Source organism: Phenylobacterium sp., from assembly GCF_016793285.1.
In the GTDB taxonomy this organism is placed as follows: domain Bacteria; phylum Pseudomonadota; class Alphaproteobacteria; order Caulobacterales; family Caulobacteraceae; genus Phenylobacterium.
Genome location: NZ_JAEUMO010000066.1, coordinates 1 through 17,160, shown reverse-complemented (window position 1 = coordinate 17,160; position 17,160 = coordinate 1). Strand labels below are relative to the sequence as shown.

General features: G+C 71.9%; 15 protein-coding genes and 1 tRNA gene. 11 read left to right on the top strand and 5 right to left on the bottom strand.

The annotated features are described in order from the left end of the window. A partial coding sequence (locus JNL41_RS07005; protein WP_365697936.1) for a hemerythrin domain-containing protein occupies positions 1–319 on the top strand: 319 nt, incomplete at its 5' end. Between the two features lie 148 nt (positions 320–467). On the opposite strand, the gene JNL41_RS07000 is transcribed toward JNL41_RS07005, so the two are convergent. Continuing rightward, complete coding sequence (locus JNL41_RS07000) at positions 468–1,823, bottom strand: formimidoylglutamate deiminase (RefSeq protein WP_293473560.1); 1,356 nt, start codon at positions 1,821–1,823, stop codon at positions 468–470. Between the two features lie 118 nt (positions 1,824–1,941). Here JNL41_RS07000 and hutI point away from each other — a divergent pair, with 118 nt between their 5' ends. From hutI to JNL41_RS06970, 6 genes are all read left to right on the top strand, one after another. Further along, a complete protein-coding gene (gene hutI, locus JNL41_RS06995) occupies positions 1,942–3,141 on the top strand; it encodes an imidazolonepropionase (protein WP_293473559.1) in 1,200 nt (399 codons plus the stop codon). Beyond that, positions 3,126–4,688 (top strand): histidine ammonia-lyase, encoded by a 1,563-nt coding sequence (hutH, locus tag JNL41_RS06990; protein ID WP_293473561.1) that lies wholly within the window; start codon positions 3,126–3,128, stop codon positions 4,686–4,688. Before hutI ends, hutH begins: the two co-directional genes overlap by 16 nt. Continuing rightward, entirely contained in the window at positions 4,688–5,497 is an 810-nt protein-coding gene (hutG, locus tag JNL41_RS06985; protein WP_293473558.1) for an N-formylglutamate deformylase, read from the top strand. The genes hutH and hutG overlap by 1 nt, the downstream gene beginning before the upstream one ends. A 187-nt stretch (positions 5,498–5,684) precedes the next feature. Further along, positions 5,685–7,352, top strand: coding sequence for a urocanate hydratase (gene hutU / locus JNL41_RS06980; protein ID WP_293473557.1), 1,668 nt, complete (start codon positions 5,685–5,687; stop codon positions 7,350–7,352). Next, entirely contained in the window at positions 7,352–8,071 is a 720-nt protein-coding gene (hutC, locus tag JNL41_RS06975) for a histidine utilization repressor (RefSeq protein ID WP_293473556.1), read from the top strand. Before hutU ends, hutC begins: the two co-directional genes overlap by 1 nt. Positions 8,072–8,260: 189 nt before the next feature. Continuing rightward, entirely contained in the window at positions 8,261–9,523 is a 1,263-nt protein-coding gene (locus JNL41_RS06970; protein WP_293473555.1) for a flavin-dependent oxidoreductase, read from the top strand. Positions 9,524–9,540: 17 nt separating this feature from the next. Here JNL41_RS06970 and JNL41_RS06965 read toward each other — a convergent pair whose 3' ends face one another. Then, a complete protein-coding gene (locus JNL41_RS06965; protein ID WP_293473554.1) occupies positions 9,541–11,028 on the bottom strand; it encodes a carboxylesterase family protein in 1,488 nt (495 codons plus the stop codon). 164 nt (positions 11,029–11,192) lie between these two features. Between JNL41_RS06965 and JNL41_RS06960 the strand changes: the two genes are divergently transcribed. The 3 genes from JNL41_RS06960 (at position 11,193) to JNL41_RS06950 (ending at position 14,987) form a co-directional block, all read left to right on the top strand. Next, entirely contained in the window at positions 11,193–12,140 is a 948-nt protein-coding gene (locus JNL41_RS06960; RefSeq protein WP_293473553.1) for a formylglycine-generating enzyme family protein, read from the top strand. Between the two features lie 164 nt (positions 12,141–12,304). Further along, a complete protein-coding gene (locus JNL41_RS06955; protein WP_293473552.1) occupies positions 12,305–13,006 on the top strand; it encodes a PEPxxWA-CTERM sorting domain-containing protein in 702 nt (233 codons plus the stop codon). Between the two features lie 1,456 nt (positions 13,007–14,462). Further along, positions 14,463–14,987: an SMI1/KNR4 family protein gene (locus JNL41_RS06950; protein ID WP_293473551.1), complete on the top strand. Its 525-nt coding sequence runs from the start codon at positions 14,463–14,465 to the stop codon at positions 14,985–14,987. A gap of 99 nt (positions 14,988–15,086) precedes the next feature. On the opposite strand, the gene JNL41_RS06945 is transcribed toward JNL41_RS06950, so the two are convergent. Then, a tRNA-Ile gene (locus JNL41_RS06945) sits at positions 15,087–15,162 on the bottom strand. A gap of 117 nt (positions 15,163–15,279) precedes the next feature. Here JNL41_RS06945 and JNL41_RS06940 point away from each other — a divergent pair. Beyond that, entirely contained in the window at positions 15,280–16,032 is a 753-nt protein-coding gene (locus JNL41_RS06940) for an SIMPL domain-containing protein (RefSeq protein ID WP_293473550.1), read from the top strand. 99 nt (positions 16,033–16,131) lie between these two features. Here the strand turns inward: JNL41_RS06940 and JNL41_RS06935 are convergent, their stop codons facing one another. Together JNL41_RS06935 and panD are read right to left on the bottom strand one after the other, a co-directional pair. Next, positions 16,132–16,650, bottom strand: coding sequence for a hypothetical protein (locus JNL41_RS06935; RefSeq protein ID WP_293473549.1), 519 nt, complete (start codon positions 16,648–16,650; stop codon positions 16,132–16,134). After that, complete coding sequence (gene panD / locus JNL41_RS06930; RefSeq protein ID WP_293473548.1) at positions 16,595–16,951, bottom strand: aspartate 1-decarboxylase; 357 nt, start codon at positions 16,949–16,951, stop codon at positions 16,595–16,597. The genes JNL41_RS06935 and panD overlap by 56 nt, the downstream gene beginning before the upstream one ends. Positions 16,952–17,160 lie beyond the last annotated feature (209 nt).

Here is a 17,160-nt window from a genome sequence, read left to right as displayed (position 1 = left end):
GCTGTGGTCGACGGTGATGCGCGACCCGAAAACGACGGACGACGCGCGCCACGCGGTCCACGAGCACAAGCAGATCGACGAGATGCTGGCCGACCTCGCCGCGCGCGACATGGCCTCGCCGGGCTGGCTGCGCCGGTTCGCTGGCCTGAAGGAGAAGTACCTGCATCACATCCGCGAGGAGGAGCAGGAGCAGTTCGTCGCGGCGGCGAAGCGGCTGAGCGACGCGGACCTGCGCCACATGCGCCGCGTGTTCGAGGGCCGCAAGAAGGCCGAGAAGGCGGCGGCGGTGGTCGAGAAGAAGATCAGGCTGAAGCACTAGGGGCTCCACCTCACGAACGTCATGGCCGGGCCTGTGCCGGCCATCCAGACGCGCCGGCGTGCGGAGATGGCCGCTGCGAGCTTGGCTGGATCGGTGCTTCTGGATGGCCGGGACAAGCCCGGCCATGACGTTCAGAGAAGAGAGGCTCTTATGCCAGGAGCTTCCTCAGCACCTCGCGGTAGGCGGTCGCGATCTCCGCGCTGCGGACGTGGCGGCCGGAGGCGACGACCTGGCGGCCGCGGCGCCAGACGGCCTCGACGGAGCGCGCGCCGGCGCCGAAGATCCAGGCGTCGAGGAGGGCGTCGCCGCGACGGCCGACGAGGCTGGGGTGGTCGAGATCGAGGGCGACGAGGTCGGCGGGACGGCCTGCGGCGATGGCGGCGGCGGGGTCGGCCAGGGCCTGGGCGCCGCCGGCCAGGGCGCCCCGGAAGAGGACGGCGCCGGTCGAGGCCCCTTCGCGGTCGGCCAGGACGTTACGCGCGCGCTGCGTGAGGCGCTGGGCGTACTCCAGCGCGCGGAGCTCCTCGGCGGCGTCGATGACGACGTTGGAGTCGGTTCCGACCCCGAATGCGCCGCCGGAAGTCAGGTAATCAGCCGCGGGGAAGACGCCGTCGCCGAGGTTCGCCTCGGTGATCGGGCAGAGGCCGGCCACGGCGCCGGACCGTGCGAGGCCCGTGGTCTCCTCGGCCGTCAGGTGCGTGGCGTGGATCAGGCACCAGCGGGCGTCGAGGCCGCGGTCCAGCAGCCACTCGACCGGGCGGCGGCCGGACCAGGCGACGCAGTCGTCGACCTCCTTCACCTGCTCGGCGGCGTGCATGTGGACGGGGCCGGCGGTCATGGCGGCGACGGCGGTCAGTTCGTCGGGGGTGACGGCGCGCAGGCTGTGCGGCGCCACGCCGATGCGGCCGTCGGGCAGGCGCCCGGCGATGGCGGCGCTGGCGTCCATCAGGTTGGCGAAGCCGTCGACGTCGCAGATGAAGCGGCGCTGGCCCGGCAGCGGCGGGGCGCCGCCGAAGGTGGCGTGGGCGTAGAACACCGGCAGCAGGGTGAGCGCCGCGCCGGTCTCCTCGGCGGCCGCGGCGATGGCGGCAGCCATCTCGGCGGGTGCCCCGTAGGCCGAGCCGTCGGGCGCGTGGTGCAGGTAGTGGAACTCGCCGACGCGGGTGAAGCCGCTCTCCAGCATTTCCGCATAGGCCTGGGCGGCGATGATGCGGACGTCGTCGGGGGTGAGCCGGTCGAGGAAACGGTACATCCACTCGCGCCAGGTCCAGAAGTTGTCGGACGAGGGGCCGCGCGTCTCGGTCAGGCCGGCCATGGCGCGCTGGAAGGCGTGACTGTGCAGGTTGGCGAGGCCGGGGACGGCGCAGGCGTGGCGGACATCGGCGGGTTGCGGATCGACGCCAGCTTCGACCCCCGAGACCAGCCCACCCGCATCGACGGTGACGCGCACACGGTCGGCCCAACCGGCGGGCAACAGCGCGCTTTCGAACCAGAGCGTGGTCACGACGTCTCCCTCCCCACGACCGTCATCCCGCGGCTTGTCCGCGGGATGACGTATCTGTTGGGCTTAATTGTCTAGACATTATTGATCGGACCGCCAAGCATCGACTAAGGAGGAGTCCATGCAGGTCGATCGGATCTGGACGAACGCGCGGCTCGCGACCCTGGCCGGGGACGGTCTGGGGATCGTGGAGGACGGCGTGGTGGCGTGCGCCGACGGGCGGATCGCCTATGCCGGCGCCGCGGCCGACGCGCCGGCGTTCGCGGGCGGCGCGCGGACCGACTGCGGCGGCCGCTGGATCACGCCGGGGCTCATCGACGCCCACACCCACCTGATCTGGGCCGGCGACCGGGCGCACGAATTCGAGCTGCGGCTGGCCGGCGCGTCCTACGAGGAGATCGCGCGGGCCGGCGGCGGCATCGTCTCGACCATGGCGGCGACGCGCGCGGCGGACGAGGCGGCGCTGGTGGAGGCCGCCCTGCCCCGCCTCGACGCGCTGCTGGCCGACGGCGTGACCACCGTCGAGGTGAAGTCGGGCTATGGGCTGTCGCTGGAGCACGAGGCGAAGTGCCTGCGCGCGGCGCGGCGGCTGGGCGAGGCGCGGGACGTGACGGTGCGCGCGACCTTCCTGGGCGCCCACGCGCTGCCGCCGGAGTCCGGCGGCGACGCCGACGGCTACATCGACCGGGTCTGCCGCGAGATGATCCCCGCCGTGGCCCGCGAGGGGCTCGCCGATGCGGTGGACGCCTTCTGCGAGGGCATCGGCTTCTCGGCGGCGCAGACGCGGCGCGTGTTCGAGGCGGCGCGGGCGCACGGCCTGCCGGTGAAGCTGCACGCCGAGCAGCTCTCGAACCTGCACGGCGCCGAACTGGCGGCGTCGTTCGGCGCGCTGTCGGCCGACCACCTGGAGCACCTGGACGAGGCGGGCGTCGCGGCGATGGCGCGGGCCGGGACGGTCGCGACCCTGCTGCCGGGCGCCTACTACTTCACCCGAGAGACGAAGCTGCCGCCGGTCGCGGCGCTGCGGGCGGCGGGCGTGCCGATGGCGCTGGCCACCGACTGCAATCCCGGCACCTCGCCGCTGACCTCGATCCTGCTGACAATGAACATGGGCGCGACGCTGTTCCGCCTGACCGTCGAGGAGTGCCTGGCCGGCGTGACGCGCGAGGCGGCGCGGGCGCTGGGGATGGCCGGCGAGGTCGGCACGCTGGAGGCCGGCAAGAGCTGCGACCTCGCGATCTGGAACATCGAGCGACCGGCCGAGCTGGTCTACCGCATGGGCTTCAACCCGCTCCATGCACGCGTCTGGAGGGGCCGTTGAGCGCTGCTGTCGTGATGAAGCCGGGCGACGTGCCCCTCGCCGACTGGCGGGCGATCTGGCTGGACGCCGAGGTGCGGCTGGACCCGGCCTGCGCGCCGCGCATCGCCGGGAGCGCGGCGGCCATCGAGCGCATCCTGGGCAGGGGCGAACCGGTCTACGGCATCAACACCGGCTTCGGGAAGCTGGCGTCGGTGCGGATCGAGGCGGCGGACCTGGCGACACTCCAACGCAACATCGTGCTGAGCCACGCGGCGGGCGCCGGCGAGGCCACGCCGGCCGCCATCGTGCGGCTGATGCTGGCGCTGAAGCTGGCGAGCCTGGCGCAGGGCGCGTCGGGCGTGCGGCCCGAGACGATCGCGATGCTGGAGCGGCTGCTGGCGGCGGGGATCACGCCGGTCGTGCCGGCGCAGGGCTCCGTCGGCGCCTCGGGCGACCTCGCGCCGCTGGCGCACATGGCGGCGGCGATGATCGGCGTGGGCGAGGCCGACACGCCGGCGGGCCGCCGGCCGGCTGTGGACGCGCTGGCCGCGGCCGGGCTCGCGCCGCTGGCGCTGGGGCCGAAGGAGGGCCTGGCCCTGCTGAACGGGACGCAGTTCTCGACGGCCAATGCGCTGGCCGCGCTGTTCGAGGCCGAGGGCCTCTACCGGAGCGCGCTGGTGACGGGTGCGCTGTCCACCGAGGCGGCCAAGGGCTCGGACACGCCGTTCGACCACCGCATCCACGTGCTGCGCCGCCAGCCGGGGCAGATCGAGACGGCGGACGCGCTGCGGGCGCTGATGGCGGGATCGGCGATCCGCGCCAGCCACCTGAAGGACGACGAGCGGGTGCAGGACCCCTACTGCCTGCGCTGCCAGCCGCAGGTGATGGGCGCGGCCCTGGACATCCTGCGCCAGGCGGCGACGACGCTGGGCTTCGAGGCCAACGGAGTCTCGGACAATCCGCTGATCTTCGTGGCCGAAGCGGGATCCGGCGGCGACGAGGCGCTGTCGGGCGGCAACTTCCACGCCGAGCCGGTGGCCTTCGCGGCCGACATGATCGCGCTGGCGGTCTGCGAGATCGGCTCGCTGGCCGAGCGGCGGGTAGCGATGCTGGTGGACCCGGCGCTGTCGGGCCTGCCGGCGTTCCTGACGCCGAAGCCGGGGCTGAACTCGGGCTTCATGATCCCGCAGGTGACCGCCGCCGCGCTCGTCTCCGAGAACAAGCAGAAGGCCTACCCGGCCAGCGTGGACTCCATCCCGACCTCGGCCAACCAGGAGGACCACGTCTCGATGGCGGCGCACGGGGCGCGGCGGCTGCTGTCGATGACCGCCAACGCGACCGCGGTGATCGGGATCGAACTGCTGGCTGCGGCGCAGGGCTGCGACTTCCATCGCCCGCTGGCGTCGAGCGCCCCGCTGGAGGCGGTGCGCGGCCTCCTGCGGGCGCAGGTGCCGCATCTGGACGACGACCGCCACTTCCACCCGGACATGGAGGCCGCCATCGCCCTGATCCGCTCGGGCGCGGTGGTCGCAGCCGCCGCGGCCGCATCGCTGCCCGGGGTCGCCTGATGGACTGGCTCGAGATCCGCCGCGGCGAGGCGCCGCTGATCGTCAGCTTCCCGCACACCGGGACCGAGCTGCCGACCGCCGTGGCCGCACGGCTGATCTCGCCGTGGCTGGCGCGCAAGGACGCCGACTGGTGGATCGAACGGCTCTACGACTTCGCGCCGGGCCTGGGCGCGACGACGATCCGAACCTCCGTCAGCCGCACCGTCATCGACGTGAACCGCGACCCGTCGGGGGCGTCGCTCTATCCGGGCCAGGCGACGACTGGCCTCTGCCCCGTGACCACCTTCGACGGCGAGCCGCTCTACCGGATGGCCGAGCCGGACGAGGCGGAGATCGCGCGGCGGCGGGAAACCTACTTCGAGCCCTATCACGCGGCGCTGGCGGCCGAGATCGGACGGCTGCGGGCCATCTACCCGAAAGTGGTGCTCTACGAGGCGCATTCGATCCGCTCGGCGATCCCGCGGCTGTTCGAGGGCGAGCTGCCGAACTTCAACATCGGGACCAATTCCGACGCGAGCTGCGATCCGGCGCTGACGGCGGCCGTCGAGGCGGCCTGCGACGCGGGCCCGTTCAGCCGGGTCACCAACGGCCGCTTCAAGGGCGGCTGGACCACGCGCCACTACGGCCGGCCCGAGGGCGGCGTGCACGCCATCCAGATGGAGCTCGCCTGCCGCGGCTACATGGACGAGCCCGAGGGGCTCACCACGTCCCTGACCTGGCCCACGCCCTATGACGAGGCCCGCGCTGCGCCGATGCGCGTGGCGCTGACGGACGTGCTCACCGCCTGCCTGGACTTCGCGAAATGCTGAGGTCGGAGACGCCTCCCTTCCTCCTCGACGGAGGAAGGGCGCGGGATGGTAGTGTGTGCAGAACCGTCACGCCCGCGCACGCGAGGCGTCGAGACCTCGCGCGCCACCTCCACAACCTCAGCGGCCACACCACCACCCCTGCCCCTCCTCCGTCGAGGAGGAGGGGTGGATTTTCAGAGATGCCTGAATGACCCGCCACGACCCGACCCGCGTCATCCGCCCGCCCACCGGGCCCGAGCTCACCTGCAGGAGCTGGCTCACCGAGGCGCCTCTGCGGATGCTGATGAACAACCTGCACCCGGATGTGGCGGAGAACCCGGCCGACCTCGTCGTCTACGGCGGGATCGGCCGCGCGGCGCGCGACTGGGAGAGCTACGACAAGATCGTCGAGACGCTGAAGCGGCTGGGCGACGACGAGACGCTGCTGGTGCAGTCGGGCAAGCCCGTGGGCGTCTTCCGCACGCACGCGGATGCGCCGCGGGTGCTGATCGCCAACTCGAACCTGGTGCCGCACTGGGCGACCTGGGACCACTTCCACGAGCTCGATCGCAAGGGCCTGGCCATGTACGGCCAGATGACCGCCGGGTCGTGGATCTACATCGGCACCCAGGGGATCGTTCAGGGCACCTACGAGACGTTCGTGGAGATGGGCCGCCAGCATTACGGCGGCGACCTCTCGGGCCGCTGGCTGCTGACCGCGGGCCTGGGCGGCATGGGCGGCGCGCAGCCGCTGGCGGCGGTGATGGCAGGCGCGAGCTGCCTCGCCGTCGAGTGCCAGCCCAGCCGCATCGAGATGCGCCTGCGCACCGGCTACCTGGACCGCGCCGCCGAGACCCTGGACGAGGCGCTGGCGATCATCGCGCAGGCCGGACGCGACAAGACGCCGGTGTCGGTGGGCCTCGTGGGCAACGCCTGCGAGGTGCTGCCCGAGCTGCTGGCCCGCGGCGTGCGGCCCGACCTGCTGACCGATCAGACCTCGGCGCACGACCCGATCAACGGCTACCTGCCCAAGGGCTGGACGCTGGAGCGCTGGTTCGCCATGCGCGAGCAGGCGCCGGAGCAGGTGGAGGAGGCCGCCCGCGCCTCGATGGCCGAGCACGTCCGGGCGATGCTGGACTTCCAGAAGGCCGGCGTCCCCACCGTCGACTACGGCAACAACATCCGCCAGGTGGCGAAGGACGAAGGCGTGGCCAACGCCTTCGACTTTCCGGGCTTCGTGCCGGCCTACATCCGGCCGCTGTTCTGCCGCGGCGTCGGGCCGTTCCGCTGGGCGGCGCTCTCGGGCGATCCGGAGGACATCTACCGGACCGACGCCAAGGTGAAGGAGCTGATCCCGGACAATCCGCACCTGCACAACTGGCTCGACATGGCCGGGCAGCGGATCCAGTTCCAGGGCCTGCCGGCGCGGATCTGCTGGGTGGGCCTGGGCGACCGGCACCGCCTCGGGCTGGCGTTCAACGAGATGGTGGCGAAGGGCGAGCTGAAGGCGCCCGTCGTGATCGGCCGCGACCACCTGGACTCGGGCTCGGTCGCCTCGCCCAACCGCGAGACCGAGGCCATGCGCGACGGGTCGGACGCGGTATCGGACTGGCCGCTGCTGAACGCGCTGCTCAACTGCGCCTCGGGTGCGACGTGGGTCTCGCTGCACCACGGCGGCGGGGTCGGCATGGGCTATTCGCAGCACTCGGGCATGGTGATCGTCTGCGACGGCACCGAGGCGGCGGCGAAGCGGATCGAGCGGGTGCTGTGGAACGACCCCGGCACCGGCGTGATGCGCCACGCCGACGCCGGCTACGACATCGCGCTCGACGTGGCGCGGGAGAAGAAGCTCGACCTGCCGGGCATCCTCCGCTGATGGACACGCCGCTCTACGTCGCGATCCGCGAGCGTCTGGAGCGGGCCATCGTCTCGGGCGAGTGGCCGCCGGGGCGCAGGCTGCCGTCTGAGAAGGAGCTGGCGGCCGAGTACGGCTGCGCGCGGATGACGGTGAGCAAGGCCGTGACCGCCCTGGCCGACGCCGGCCTCGTCACGCGCCGCCGCCGGGCCGGCACCGTCGTCGCCGAGCCGCGACCGCGCGAAAGCCTGCTGCAGATCCACGACATCCCGACCGAGGTCCGCGCCGCAGGGCGGGCCTACCGTTTCGAGGTGCTGGAGCGGGACACGCGCAGCGCGACGGCCGAGGACGCCGCGCGGATCGGGCTGAACCCCGGCGCGGCCGTGCTGGCGCTGAAGGTCCTGCATCGGGCCGACGGCGCGCCGTTCGCGCTGGAGGACCGGCTGATCAGCCTGCGCGCCGTGCCGGACGCCGCGGCCGAGACGTTCGCCGCCGAGCCGCCGGGGAGCTGGCTGCAGGCCAAGCTGCCGTGGACCGACGCAGAGCACCACATCCTGGCGCTGAACGCCGATGCCGAGGTCGCCGTGCGGCTGGAGATCGCGCCGGGCGCCGCGTGCCTGTGCGACGACCGGCGTAGCTGGCATGGCGGGACGGTGGTGACCCACGTAAGGCTGACCTATCCGGGGGACCGGCGCCTCGTCGCCCGCTTCCACGCGCCCGGGAGCCGCGGCAAGAGCTGAGGGTTCGCGCTCGGAGCATCCCGCGAACGCATCTCCATCCCTGAACGTCGTGGCCGGGCTCGTCCCGGCCATCCATGAACACCGGGTTCGCCAGGCGCCCGCTGCCGCGACGCTCACGCGTCGGGCGACGACAGCGTGTATGGATGGCCGGGACGAGCCCGGCCATGACGTTCAAAGGGGGAGTGTGGGGTGAAGATCGCCATCGTCGGCGCCGGGATTTCGGGGCTCACCACCGCGCTCAGCCTGCACGCCGCGGGCCTGCCGGCGACGGTGTTCGAGGCCGTGGCCCGGCCCGCCCCGCTGGGCGTCGGCATCAACGTCCTGCCGCATGCGATGCGCGAGCTGACGGCGCTGGGCCTGCTGCCGGACCTGCGCGCCGCCGGCGTCGAGATCGACGAACTGGTCTACCTGATGAAGGACGGCCGCGAGATCTGGCGCGAGCGGCGCGGCCTCGCCGCCGGCTACGCCTGGCCGCAGGTGGCGATCCACCGGGGCGAGTTGCAGACGCGGCTGCTGGCGGCCGTGCAGGCGCGGCTGGGGCCGCAGGCCGTGCGGTTCGGCCATGCGCTGCAACGGCTGGAGACGGGCGACGACGGCGTCACCGCGCACTTCGCCGACCGGGCCACCGGCGCGCCCGCCGGCCGCGTCGAGGCCGACGTGCTGATCGCCGCGGACGGCATCCACTCGGCCGCGCGGCGACAGTTCTACCCGGACGAGGGCCGGCCGCGCTGGAACGGCGTGACGCTCTACCGGTCCACCAGCCGCAGCGGGAAGGTGCTGGGCGGCCGCTCGATGCTGTGGGCGGGGCACGCCAGGCAGAAGTTCGTCGCCTACCCCATCGGCTACGATCCGGAGACCGGCGAGACGCGCCTCAACTGGATCTGCGACCTGAAGACCGCCGAGCCCGGCGCCGCGCCGCCGGCCGAGGACTGGAACCGCCAGGGCGACCGCGCGGCGCTCATGGCGCCCTACGCGGCCTGGCGCTGGCCGGGCGTGGACGTGCCGGCGCTGATCGCCGCCTCGGAGGGCATCTACGAGTTCCCGATGGTCGACCGCGACCCCCTGCCCCGCTGGACGTTCGGGCGGACGACGCTGCTCGGCGACGCGGCGCACCCGATGTACCCGATCGGCTCGAACGGGGCGACGCAGGGGATCATCGACGCCCGCGCGGTGGCCTTCCACCTCGCCACGGCGCCTACGCCCGGCGAGGCGCTGTCCCGCTACGAGGCCGAACGCCGGCCCGCCACCGGCCGCATCGTGCTGACGAACCGCCAGGGCGGCCCGGACACGGTGATGGAGCTGGCCGAGCAGCGCGCGCCGGATCCTGCCGACGACCTCGACGCGCTGGTCCCGATGGCCGAGCGCCAGGCCATCGCCGACGGCTACAAGCGGGTGGCGGGCTTCGATCCGGCGGCCCTGACCGCGCCGTCGCAGTACGTGGCCCCGCGCTAAAAATCTGGCCGTCCGCCTCAGGCGAGCAGCCGTTCGGCCGGGATCGGCGCGTCGGGCGCGGCGGCGCCGTTCAGGATCGAGTACACCGGCCGCTCGCCGGCCGCGTACTCGGCCCACGGCAGTTCACCGTCCGTGGCGAAGCGGACCCAGATGCCGTGCATCCGCTCGGCCAGGTCCTGCGGCGGCGCCGTCCCGGCGATGCCGTCGACGCCCGTGCAGGTCGGCAGCGTGTCGAACACGAAGGGCAGCTCCAGGCCGTGGCAGGCGCCGAGGCGGCCGCCCAGCGCCGGCGAGCGCCAGTCGAACTCGTAGACGTGGGTCCGGCCCTGGTGGGCGTCGGCGAAGCGGCGGGCCGGGAGGCGGAAGACGAGGTCGTGCATCGCCTCGGTCAGCGCGTCCCCACCGCGCACGCCCGCCTTGCCCAGGCCGTAGGCCTTCAGCACCGCCCTGGCCCGCGGCTCCGCCTTGCCCAGCATCCAGCCGGCCAGAAGCTTGGGCAGCCGGGCCCTGACGCCGGTGGGCGCGAAGTAGAGGTTCATCTCCTCGCGGTTCGTGCCGATCAGCACCTGGATGTCCTTGCCGACGCCCCTGGCCAGGGCGTCCAGCGGCGGCTGCGGCAGGATGTCGTCGCCGTAGACCGGCAGGAAGCGCGACAGGCCGTAGGCGACGTCGCGGCCGGCGCCGTCGCGCAGGTCGAGCCTGAACTTCGGGTCCGAGACCCTGGCCTGGGCGGCCAGGCAGTCCTCGACGGTCCGGGTCGCGAAGCCGTCGGCGGTGGGCGGAACCCGGAGCTGCCGGGCGAGCGCGGCAGTCACCTTCTCGCCCACCGCGATCGGGCGGACCATCGAGCCGTGGCCGCTCTGGATGACGGCGCGCCTGAACAGCCCCTGCGCCGGCGGCGAAGCCACCAGGTTTGCGATCGACATCGCGCCAGCCGACTCGCCGAAGACCGTCACGTTGGCGGGATCGCCGCCGAAGGCCGCGGCGTTGCGCCGGACCCATTCCAGCGCCGCGATCTGGTCGCGCAGGCCGAGGTTGGTGGGCGAGCCCTCCATCGGCAGGAAGCCCTCGACCCCCAGGCGGTAGTTGACGGCCATACAGACCACGCCCGAGCGGGCGAAGGCCGCCCCGTCGTTCACCGCGGCGTCAGCGCCGCCGGCCACGAAGGCGCCGCCGTGAATGAACACCATCACCGGCAGGCCGCTGACGGCCGCGTGCGGCGCCCAGACGTTGACGGTCAGGAAGTCGTCGCCGGGCGCCCAGCCCTCGCCCAACAGCGGTTCGATGTCGATCGGCAGCGCCGCCTCGCGCTTGGGCTGCGGCGCGCTCGGCCCGCGCCGGGTCGCGTCGCGGATGCCGTCCCAAGACCAGTGCTGCACGGGCAACTGGAAGCGCAGCCGGCCGACCGGCGGCGCGGCGTAGGGGATGCCCCGGAAGCGGACGACGCCGCCGGCCCTCTCGCCGGCGACCTTGCCGGCTTCGGTGTCTGCGATGATGTCGGGCACGCGCACGGCTCCACGTTCGACTCGGTCGCGCACCCTAGACCATTCGGCGCCCGGGATGGTCGGGGGTCTGGTCCGGGGTCTCGGCGCAATCCGTGGCGGCTCTATGGCGATGGCGGCTTGCGGCGCGGGCCGCGACGTCCTCTTGTGGCGCCATGTCGCCGACCGTGAAGTCCAGGCCCCTCAAGGCGTCGAAGTTCGCCGGGATGAAGCTGATCCGCGGCGGCGAGTTCGTCATGGGCTCCGACCGCCACTATCCCGAGGAGGGCCCGGCCCGGCTGGCCACGGTCGGTGACTTCTGGATCGACGAGCGGCCGGTGACCAACCGCGCCTTCGCCGCCTTCGTGGCCGCCACCGGCCACCGCACCTTCGCCGAGATCGCCCCCGATCCGCGCGACTATCCCGGCATGCCGCCCGAGATGGCGGTCGCGGGCTCGGCGGTGTTCTTCCGCCCCGACGCGCCGACCGGGACCGATGATCCGTCGAAGTGGTGGGCCTATGCCTTTGGCGCCGACTGGCGTCATCCCTGGGGCCCCGACAGCGGCATCGACGAGTTGCTCGACCATCCGGTCGTGCAGGTGGCCTACGAGGACGCCGCGGCCTTCGCCCGCTGGGCCGGCAAGACCCTGCCGACCGAAGCCGAATGGGAGTACGCTGCGCGCGGCGGCGTCGAGGGCGCGGCCTTCGCCTGGGGCGAGGATCTGGAGCCCGGGGAGCGTCCGATGGCCAACTACTGGCAGGGCCGCTTCCCTTACGAGAACACCCTCGAGGACGGCTGGGAGCGCACCTCGCCGGTCGGGAGCTTCCCCGCGAACGGCTTCGGCCTCTACGACATGATCGGCAACGTCTGGGAGTGGACCACCGACTGGTACTCCGACCGCACCGCCACGCCGGGCCCGACCTGCTGTGCGCCCGCGCGCGCCCGCACCGTCGCCGAGCACGAGAGCTACGATCCGGCCAGCCCGCAGGTGAAGATCCCGCGGCGCGTGCTGAAGGGCGGCTCGCATCTCTGCGCCGAGAACTATTGCCAGCGCTACCGGCCGGCCGCCCGCCACCCGCAGGCCATCGACAGCCCCACCTCCCACATCGGCTTCCGCTGCATCGTGCGGCGCTGACGGGGCGCGGCGCCTCGCCCGGGCCGCCCCCCCCCCCGCCCCCGGGGGGCGACCATCGGCGATGGCGATTCCTTACAATCCGATGTCCGCCGGGCGGGCTAGGGCTTGTCCAGGCCGCGAAGTCCCCAGGGCTTCGCGACGGGCAAAGTGGGGGTGGTGACATCATGAAGACGTTCATTGTTTCGAGCATTTCGGCGGCGATGCTGGCCGCCAGTCCAGCCGCCGCGGCGACCTGGTCGGCCTACGACCAGTTCGCGGTCGCGAACGGCGCGATCACGGCGAGCGACTTCGCCTTCGGCTATGGCGCCAGCAGCTACGCCGGGGCCGACGCGATCCTCGGCTTCAGCACGATCGCGGCGCAGTGCCCGGGCGACGCGCTGATCCAGTGCGCCCTGGTCTCCGGCAATCTGCCGGGCGTCTTCAAGGCGAACGGCGCCTACGACAGCCCCGGCACCCCGTTCTTCGACGCCGGCGAGCTGAACCTGCACCCCGGCTCCGCCGGCGAGGTCGCCATCGTGCAGTTCGTCGCGCCGCGGGCGGGGCTCTACAGCTTCGCCGGCGCCTTCAGCGCCAACGACACGACCCCCAACAGCGTCGACGTGGCGGCCTGGGTGGGCGGCGTCGGCCAGATCGCCAACAGCCTCGGCGCGTTCAGCTTCGACGCCAGCCTGACGGCCGGCCAGAAGGTCAGCTTCTCGGTGGGCGCCGCCGGGAACTACGCCTTCGACTCCACGGGCTTCGCGCTCGACGTGACCGGGCCGGACGCCGCGGGCGGCGTGCCCGAGCCGGCGAGCTGGACGATGATGATCCTCGGCTTCGGCGGCGCCGGAGCGATGATGCGCCGGCGCCGCCTGTCGCCGACCTGACGCCATCGCGCCAGCGGCGCGGGGCGCACGCCCCGGCGCCGCTGGATGCCGCCGAACGACGCTGCGCCCGACGTCGGGCCGCGGCGCCAGCCAGCGCGGCTGGCCGCCCGAGATCGAAGATCCTGCCACCTTCCCTGCCCAAGGGCAGAACGCGCGCTGGTGGGCCCGGCAGGAGCCCAACTTCAGCGACAGATCGTCCAGATAAATCAGCTACTTCTGACGGACCGACACCGACGAGGCGTCGCAGCCGTTGGTCACACCTCTCCTCCGAGCCCTACCTCACCCAACGATTTTCGCCAACCCGCGAGGCACGGTTGCAGCCGGATACAGGACCGCGGGCAACGTCCGCACGTGGCACGATGTTCTCTTTTTGTTCTTGACTCCGGGCTCCGCCTAGCATAGTGTAGCCTTCTGGTGGGCACGTGTGCGCGGCGGCTTTGGCCAGGCCACGGACGGATCTTGAACAATGCGAGGAGAGATCACGCATGGCTGGGCTCCAGCTGGCGCGCGACGACGTGCGCGCTGAAGGCATTGCGGAATGGATGGAGCGGCGTCGGCGAGAGGTCGCGGCACGAGGGCCAGAGGCAGAACTCGCAGGCCGCACTGCGTGGGCAGCCGGAAGCATAGCGGACGAACTCCCCTACGCGCCAAGACCTTCCGATGTCGTGACCCTGGGCGCGCGCAGCATGCAGCAAGGCGGGGGGGCGGAACGCAGCTATGCCGTCGCCGGCAGCTCGACGTTCAGGCCAGCTTCCAGCCGGGAGCCCACAGGTTGGACGCCCGCGCCGGCCAAAGTGAGATCGGTGGCATATCAACCGACCGCGACCGCCGGGCCACGGACGCCGGCCGCTGGGGCTGTGCCACGACCGACCCCAGAAGACGAGATGACGAAACTCCGACGCGAGCAGGCGGCCTTCAAGGACGTCGTGCGGGAGGAGTCCGGTCGCAACTGGTGGATGGCGATCCCCGCACTCGCTCCTATGGCGGTCCCGCTGCTTGCAGAAGGCGGGGCCTTGCTGGCGGGCAGGCTCGCTGCATCTCAGCTCAACCGCGCTCCCCTCAATCTGTTGGGCCGAGAGCCAGGTCTTGCCCGAGCGCCCCTCACGGAGGCCGCAAAGAATGCTCTTCGCGCGACGGCCAGAAAACGAGTGGCTCAGGCTAACGGAGTGTCGGCGAGTGAACTCGCTGGTGAGGTGCATCACCGTGTGGCCCTTCGCTTTGCGCACCTCTTCCGTGCTGACCCGAATCGCCTCGCCAACCTGGTTCCTTTGATGCGGGAGGCGCATGTCATCGCCAGTCGGGCCGAGGCTGAGTTCGTGCGCGCGCTGGCGGGCCGAACGCCAACTCAAGCGGAGGTTATGGCGCACGCGATGAGACTGGATAAGCTAATCGAGCCGTATGTCTTGAGGGCCGGCGTTGCCAGGCCGCCTCCGATACCCTGAGGATGGAGCTGATCATGGACGTCACGGTCTCGGAAGCGTGCCGCTTGCTTGAGGCTCAAGGCGCGCTTCGCCGGCTACCAAGGGATCAGTCGGAAGGCATCGTTCAACAAGTCCGAGAGTTGCTTGGCGGTCAGATGCCTGCCGACCTCGAAGCCTTCTATCGCGAACGCGTGCAAAGCATTGGCGACTTCGCGGTCATCCTACCCAAGTGGACCGAGCGTCCGGAATGGCGGCGCGAGGGCGCGCTCAGAGCACTGCTGGCCGCCCAGGCAGTCCCGCTCTTCTCTGACGGAAGCGGGAGCCTCTACGGCTTGGATTTGTCTTCAGGCGGTCCGAGACCGGCGGTCTACTTCTTTGATCACGAGGACCTCTTTGAGAGGCCGCATTGGGCCGCAGGATCATCGATTGGACGCTTCCTGCTACTCCTCGCGCAGCACGACCAGGCAATCCTCGACGGCCGTTCCCCTGGCTGGGAGCTCTCCATCGATCCGGACATTGATAAGTGTCCCAGAGCTCCCCCGATATGGCGGGCCGGGTGAGCGGCGCCCCCGATGCGAGCGGAAACACCCTGAAAACAATGAGCTGAAGCGGAGGGGGTTGGCCCGCAGCCGACGGGAAGCGCGACAGGTAGTTCTGGGTGGTGGGCCCGGCAGGACTCGAACCTGCAACCAGACCGTTATGAGCGGCCGGCTCTAACCATTGAGCTACAGGCCCGTAGCTGCGCGAGAGCCCGCGGGGTTACCATGGGCTGCACGGCGCTTAAAGCTTGCGTTCAGGTGGGCTTTGCGACGGTTGGGGCGTTCCACCCTGCGCCCCCCACTGGAGCTTTCGATGAAGACCTTCCTGCGCGCCGGCGCCCTCGCCCTGGCCCTCTCCGCCGCCACCGCGCCCGCCGTGCTGGCCCAGGCCGCGCCGCCGCCCGCGCCCACTGGGGCCGACACCCTCTTCAAGGCCACGACACTCAACCTGTCGGCCTACGGCGAGACCCGGGTGGCGCCCGACATGGCGACCATCACCCTGGGCGTCATGACCGAGGGCAAGACCGCGGCCGAGGCCATGCAGGCCAACGCCGCGCGGATGGCCGCGGTGATGGCCAGCCTGCGCAAGGCCGGCATCGCCGACAGGGACATCCAGACGTCGAACCTGAACCTGAACCCCCAGTACCGGTATCAGGAGAACCAGCCGCCGCTCCTCGTCGGCTACCAGGCGTCGAACAACGTGAGCGTGACCGTCCACGACCTGAAGCGCCTGGGCGCCGCGGTCGACGCCTCGGTTAGCGCCGGCGCGAACCAGGTCAACGGCATCGCCTTCGGCCTCGACGACCCGACCGCGGCCGAGAACGCCGCGCGCGAGGCGGCCGTGAAGGCGCTGGCCGCGAAGGCCGATCTCTACGCGCGCGCCACCGGCCACCGCATCTCGCGGCTGGTGAGCCTCAGCGAAGGCGGCGGCTACACGCCGCAGCCGCCGATGCCGATGGAGCTGTTCGCCATGGCCGCCCAGGCCAAGGACGCCGGCACGTCGATCTCCGGCGGCGAGCTGAAGGTCCGCATCGACATCAGCGGGCTCTACGAACTGACGCGCTAGTACGCGCTGCGTGATTCGGGAATCAAGCAGCGCGCTCCAGATTCTTGATTTCGCATCGTTATCGCCGAAAGCCGGCGGCCACTTTTCGGCACGATGCCTCTAGGGCTGTTTCGACACCTTCGCGCGGCGGAAGGCGGTCTCGAGCCGGTCGGACATCATCCGGCCTGGGAACACGCGGTCGCCTTCCATCATCGCGGCGTAGACGAGGTCGGTCCCCGCGATCGGGCCGGCCGACCAGCCGACGCCGCGCGAGCCGTCGGCCATCGTGTTGCACGAGAGCGCGCGCGGCCGGCGGTCCTTCACCGTGGCGTCGAGCAGGTCCTTGAGCTTGCGCGCGCCCGCCGCGTCGCAGGCCGGCCATTCCCGCGCGCAGGCGGTGGCGGTGTTGTAGCGGTAGTTGACGCGGCCCGACCTCGCGTCCGCGATCAGCACGCAGGTGTTGGGATCGCCCACGGCCCTGGAGATCGCCGCGTCGAGGTCGTCGCGGTTCACGCCGGGCGGGGCCGTCGGGGAACAGGCGGCCAGCGCCAGGACCGCGAGCGCGACCGCCGCCGACGCCGCCTCAGGCGGCCGCCTTGATCTCGTTGGCGTCATCCAGCAGGACCACGGTCGGGGCATAGTTTCGCGCTTCCTCGGCAGGCAGCATCCCATAGGTCACGACGATGACCTTGTCGCCCTTCTGAACGAGCCGGGCGGCCGCGCCATTGACGCCGATCACGCGCGAGCCGCGCGGCGCCTCGATGGCGTAGGTGGTGAAGCGGGCGCCATTGGTGATGTTCAGCACGTCCACCTGCTCGTGCGGCAGGATGCCCGAGGCGTCGAGCAGGTCGCGGTCGATGGCGATGGAGCCTTCGTAGTCCAGGTCGGCCTGGGTGACCGTGGCGCGATGCAGCTTGGCCTTCATCAGGGTGAGCAGCATGGGGTCCTCCGCTGAAGCGACGGGCATATACGCACGCGCCCCCGCCGCTGCAATGCGGCATCGCAACAGGCCTCACGCCGGGTGAGGAACACCTTACACGGTAAGGGATTGCGGTCGCTCAGGCCGCGTGGCGGCGCAGGAAGGCCGTCATCTCCTCCAGCACGGGGGCGCGGCCGCGCAGCGGCCGGGAGAGCGCCAGCACCATGCGG